Below are 5135 nucleotides of genomic sequence, written 5' to 3'. Positions count from 1 at the left end.
GGTCCACGGCCGGGTCGGAGTTGCCGTAGACGCAGCCGGAGAGGGTGCGGCCCCAGTGGAAGATCTCCAGGGCGTTGAAGGTGACCTGCTGGTCCTTGCCGCCGATGCCGACGACCGTGGTGCGGCCGCCGCGCCGGGTGGAGTCCCAGGCGGTGCGGATGGTGACGGCGCGTCCGGCGCACTCGACGGCCACGTCCACGCCCTGTTTGCCGGTGAGGCCGCGGATCTCGCGGGCGGTGGTGTCGGAGGCGACGAGGTAGTCGCTGGCGCCGGCCGTGCGGGCGAGTTCCTCCTTGGCCGGGGAGACGTCCACCGCGATGATCTTGGAGGCGCCGGCGATCCGGGCGGCCTGGAGCGCGGCGAGGCCCACTCCCCCGACACCGAAGACGGCGACCGTCTCGCCCCGCCGGACGCGGGCGGAGTGGTGCACGGCGCCGTAACCGGTGAGGACGGCGCAGCCCAGCAGGGCCGCGTCGGCGAGCGGGACGCCGTCCGGGGCGGGCAGCACGCAGGACGCGGGGACGACGGTCTCCTCGGCGAACGCGGCGACGTTCAGGCCGGGGTGGAGGTCGGTGCCCTCAGCGGTGCGGGCGTGGACGCGGGCGGCGCCGCTCAGGGCGTCGGCGCACAGCCAGATCTCCCCGAGCGAACAGGCGTGGCAGACGCCGCAGGACGGGGCCCAGTTGAGGACGGCCCCGTCGCCGGGCGCGACGTGGGTGACGCCCTCGCCGACGGCGACGACCGTGCCGGCGCCCTCGTGGCCGAGGACGGCCGGGACGGGCAGGCGCATGGTGCCGTTGGACAGGGACAGGTCGGAGTGGCAGACCCCGGCGGCGGCGAGCCGGACGTGGACCTGGCCGGGCCCGGGGTCGGGCAGTTCGATGCCGGTGATCTCCAGCGGGGAGCCGACGGCGGGCAGGACGGCGGCGCGGACAGCCATGACGGAAGGGACTCCCCTGACTAGAACTGGAGGGACTTGGTCTGGAGGTACTCGGCCAGGCCGTGCACGCCGAGTTCGCGGCCGACGCCGGACTGCTTGTAGCCGCCGAAGGGGGCGAGCGGGTTGAAGCGGCCGCCGTTGATGTCGACCTGGCCGGTCTCCATCCGGCGGGCGAACGCCACCGCCTCGGCCTCGTCCCCGGCCCAGACGGCGCCGGCCAGACCGTAGACCGTGCCGTTGGCGATCCGCAGGGCGTCCTCCTCGTCCTCGTAGCGGAGGATCGACAGGACCGGGCCGAAGATCTCCTCCTGGGCGATGGTCATGTCCTCGGTGACGTCGGCGAAGACGGTCGGGCTGACGAAGTAGCCGGTCTCACGCGGGGCTTCGGGGCCGCCGGCGACCAGGCGGGCGCCCTCGGCCACGCCCTTCTCGATGTAACCGCGCACCCGGTCCCGCTGCTTGGCGTTGACGACCGGGCCGATGCGCTCGCCGTACTTGGCCGCGGCCGCGGCGGCGAGTTCCACCGCCTCGTCGTACCGGTCGCGGTGGACGAGCATGCGGGTCCAGGCGCTGCACGTCTGACCGGAGTTGGACATGACGTTGGCGACGCCGACGTTGACGGCCCTGGCCAGGTCGGCGCTCGGCAGGATGACGTTGGCGGACTTGCCGCCGAGTTCGAGGGCGACCTTCTTGACCTGTCCGGCGGCGATCGCGGCGATCCCGCGGCCGACGGCGGTGGAGCCGGTGAAGGAGACCAGGTCCACGCCGGGGTGCTCGGCCAGGGCCTGCCCGGCGACCGGACCGAGGCCGGTGACCAGGTTGAAAACGCCTGCCGGGAGGCCGGCCTCGTGCACCGCGCCGGCGAACAGCCGGGCCACCAGCGGGGTGTCCTCGGCGGGCTTCACCACGACCGTGCAGCCCGCCGCGAGGGCCGGGGCGACCTTGGCGACGATCTGGTGCAGGGGGTAGTTCCACGGCGTGATCGCGGCCACGACCCCGATCGGCTCGTGGTGCACGACCGAGTTGCCGATCTTCTCCTCGAAGGCGTACGTCGCCGCCAGCTCGGCGTAGGAGCCGGCGACCGCGACGGGCACGGCCGCGTGGACGGCCTGCGAGAACTTCAGGGGCGAGCCGAGTTCGGCCGTCACCGTCTCGGCGATCTCGTCGGCCCGGGCCGCCAGGACGTCCCGGAGCGCCGAGAGACGGGCGGCGCGCTCGGCGGGCGGGGTCGCGGCCCAGCCGGACAGTGCCTCCCGGGCGGCCCGGACGGCGGCGTCGACGTCCTCGGCGGTGCCGGCCGGGACCGTGCCGATGACCTGCTCGTCGACCGGGTTCACGACCTCGATCACGTCCTGGCCGGCGGCGGGGCGCCAGGTGCCCTGGATGTACATGCCGTCGTGTGCCTTCATCGCGCTTCCTCCGGGGCGGGGGCGTCGTCGTCCGGCACATAAACTAGCGGCGATAGTTTTCTGGCGCCAGACGTTCCGGGCCCGGGCTCACCGGGTCCCCGGCCCATCACAGCACGGCCGGGGCCCGGCCCGGGTGTGCGGCTGCTCACTCCCGCCGCTCAGCCTGCGCTGCTCACTCCTCCAGGTCGGGAAGGTGCGCCGGGCTCGGGCAGATGCGGTCGCCGTGCTGGTCGAAGACGAACAGGTGGGCGAGGTCGACCAGGAGCGGCACCTGCATGCCGTGCCGCAGGGCGAGGTCCGGGGTGGTGCGGACGATGAGGTCGCCGGGCAGCCGGGGTTCGGCGGCCGTGGGGCGCGGATCGGCGTCGCCGGGGTGTTCCAGGGCCACCACGGGCCCGGCGCGGCCGGCTGCGGTCCGCTCCCGCAGCCGGGTGAGGACCGACCCCTCCCGGCGGCGGCGCCGTGCGGGACGGCCGGGGCGCGGGCGTGGGGCCTCCAGCTCCGGGACCACGGCCGGGCTGGAGCCGGTGTCGAAGTGGACGAGGATCTCGTGCCCCTGGAACTCCACGTGCTCGACCAGGCCGGTGAGCGGCACCTCACCGGGGCGGGCCGCGCTGTGCTTGGCGATCCGCACGGCCTCCGAACGCAGGCCCACGATGACCTCGCGGCCCTGCTGGACCCGCAGCAGCTGGTGGTCCAGCGAGAGCGGCTCGGGCAGGCGCAGGAACTGCTTGCCCAGGCTGATGGTCATCGCCCCGTCGAGCGGGGCGCGGACCAGGCCGCGCAGCAGGTTGATGCGCGGGGTGCCGATGAAGGCGGCGACGAAGACGTTGGCGGGCAGCGCGTAGACGGCCCGTGGGGTGCCGACCTGCTGGAGCACGCCGCCGCGCAGCACCGCGACCCGGTCGCCGAGCGACATGGCCTCGGCCTGGTCGTGGGTGACGTAGAGGGTGGTGACACCCAGCTCCTTGGTCAGCTGGGAGATCTCGGCGCGCAGATGGGTGCGGAGCTTGGCGTCCAGGTTGGACAGCGGCTCGTCCATGAGGAACGCGGAGGGGTGGCGTGCGATGGCCCGGCCCATGGCGACCCGCTGGCGTTCACCGCCGGAGAGCTGGCCGGGCAGGCGGTCGAGGAGGTCCTCGATGCCGAGCATGCGGGCGGTGGCGTCCACGCGGGGGGCGGGGTCCGTGCCCGGGGACTCGATGCGCAGCGGGAAGCCGATGTTGTTCCGGCTGGTCATGTTCGGGTAGAGGGCGAAGTTCTGGAAGACCATCGCCATGTCCCGGCCGGACGGCGGCAGGTCGTTGGCGTACTCGCCGTCGAGCAGCAGCTCGCCCTCGTCGATCTCCTCCAGTCCGGCGATCATCCTGAGCACGGTCGACTTGCCGCAGCCGGACGGGCCGAGCAGGACGAGGAACTCGCCGGGCGCGATGTCCAGCGAGAGCCGGTCCACCACGCGGGTGCCCCGCGTGTAGGCCTTGCTCACGTCGTGCAGGGAGATGGCGCGTGTCATGAGGTGCCCCCGAGGGGTCTTCAGGGCGCTGGTGCTCCGCGGTCGGAAGCCCCGTACGGGCCGTACGGGGCTGTGGGTCACGGAAGTTAACGGAATGTGCCCGGCCGGGGGAAGACACCGGACCGGATCGGGGGCGGCGTTCCGACTGGTGAGAAGACGGAATCCCCGATTCGGGCGGGGGCGGTGCGGGTGGCCGGCCGTCAGCGGATGCCGGTGAGGTGGGCGAAGACGACGACGTTGCCCGAGTAGCCCTTCCGGCGGTCGTACGTGCCGCCGCAGGTGATCAGGCGCAGCTCGGGGCGGCCCCGGGCGCCGTACACCTCCTGGCTCGGGAAGTGCGCCTTCTCGTACGACTTGATCCGGTCCACGGTGTAGACGGCGGTCCGCCCGTCCGCCCGGCGGGCCTTGACGATCCGTCCGGGCTTCAGCTCGGTCAGACCGGCGAAGACGGCCGGGCCGCGGTCCGTGTCCAGGTGCCCGACGGCCACGGCGGTGCCCTGCTCCCCGGGCGAGGCGCCCTGCTGGTACCAGCCGACCAGCTTCGGGTCGTCCTCCGGGGGCGCGGTGAGACGGTGCTCGCGGTCGAGGCCCAGTTGCATGACGGGAGCGTCGAGGCGGAGGTAGGGGATGAGCAGGCGCGTGGCGCGGGAGGGGGGCAGCGGGCGCAGGGCGGGGTGGCGCCCGGGGGGCGGCTTGGCGACGGGCCTCGCGGGTGGCTTGCGGGGTGCGGGCTTGACGAGCGGCCCTGCGGGCGGCTTGCGGGGTGCGGGCTTGACGAGCGGCCCTGCGGGCGGCTTGCGGGGTGCGGGCCTGGCGACCGGCTTGGCGCGTGCCGTGGGGTTACCGCTGACCGGTGCGGCGCCGGGCCGTCGGGGGGAGGGGCCGGGGGGACGGGAAACCGGCGCGGCGGACGCGGACTTGGGGGGTGCCGGCTTCCACGGTGAGGGCGCGCTCGGGCCGGGCTTCCGGGGCGGAGCGGGGCGGGCCGGGGAGCCTGGTGCCGCGGGGGTGGTAGCGGCGCGGGTGCCCGTGCCCGTCCCGCCGCTTCTTTCCGTCGCGGGCTCGGCGTGCCTGCCGCTCGGCGAGGTCACCGCGGCCCCCGCGGCGCCCTGGGGAAGGGCGGTGACGGTGTCGCTGGGGCCTTCGCCCCGGTCCCAGCAGAGACAGCCGACCAGCAGGGAGACGGCCAGCACGATCGTCCGCGCCAGCCGGTAGGCACGCCTGCGGTACCAGGGCCTGCGCAGGCGGGCAGTCCACGCCCCACCACCGCCGG

At 74.5% G+C, this 5135-nt stretch carries 4 protein-coding genes; all 4 read right to left on the bottom strand.

Features of this window, described 5'->3' with window-relative positions; genetic code table 11:
* On the bottom strand, positions 1 to 940 hold a 940-nt coding region (locus RIN80_RS23175), incomplete at its 3' end, for a zinc-binding dehydrogenase (RefSeq protein ID WP_309097576.1).
* A 20-nt stretch (positions 941 to 960) separates the two neighbouring features.
* Entirely contained in the window at positions 961 to 2349 is a 1389-nt protein-coding gene (locus RIN80_RS23170) for an aldehyde dehydrogenase family protein (RefSeq protein ID WP_309097575.1), read from the bottom strand.
* A 172-nt stretch (positions 2350 to 2521) separates the two neighbouring features.
* The gene (locus tag RIN80_RS23165) at positions 2522 to 3862 is read right to left on the bottom strand and encodes an ABC transporter ATP-binding protein (RefSeq protein ID WP_309097574.1); all 1341 of its coding nucleotides are present in this window, start codon (positions 3860 to 3862) and stop codon (positions 2522 to 2524) included.
* Positions 3863 to 4062: 200 nt separating this feature from the next.
* A partial coding sequence (locus RIN80_RS23160) for a class F sortase (protein WP_309097573.1) occupies positions 4063 to 5135 on the bottom strand: 1073 nt, incomplete at its 5' end.

The sequence above is a fragment of the Streptomyces sp. genome (assembly GCF_031181705.1).
In the GTDB taxonomy this organism is placed as follows: domain Bacteria; phylum Actinomycetota; class Actinomycetes; order Streptomycetales; family Streptomycetaceae; genus Streptomyces.
This window is presented reverse-complemented; position numbering and strand designations above follow the sequence as displayed.

Excerpts from the sequence above, each read along its gene's own strand:
- RIN80_RS23170 (WP_309097575.1), bottom strand. The coding sequence starts at position 2,349 with ATGAAGGCACACGACGGCATGTACATCCAGGGCACCTGGCGCCCCGCC.
- RIN80_RS23165 (WP_309097574.1), bottom strand. The coding sequence starts at position 3,862 with ATGACACGCGCCATCTCCCTGCACGACGTGAGCAAGGCCTACACGCGG.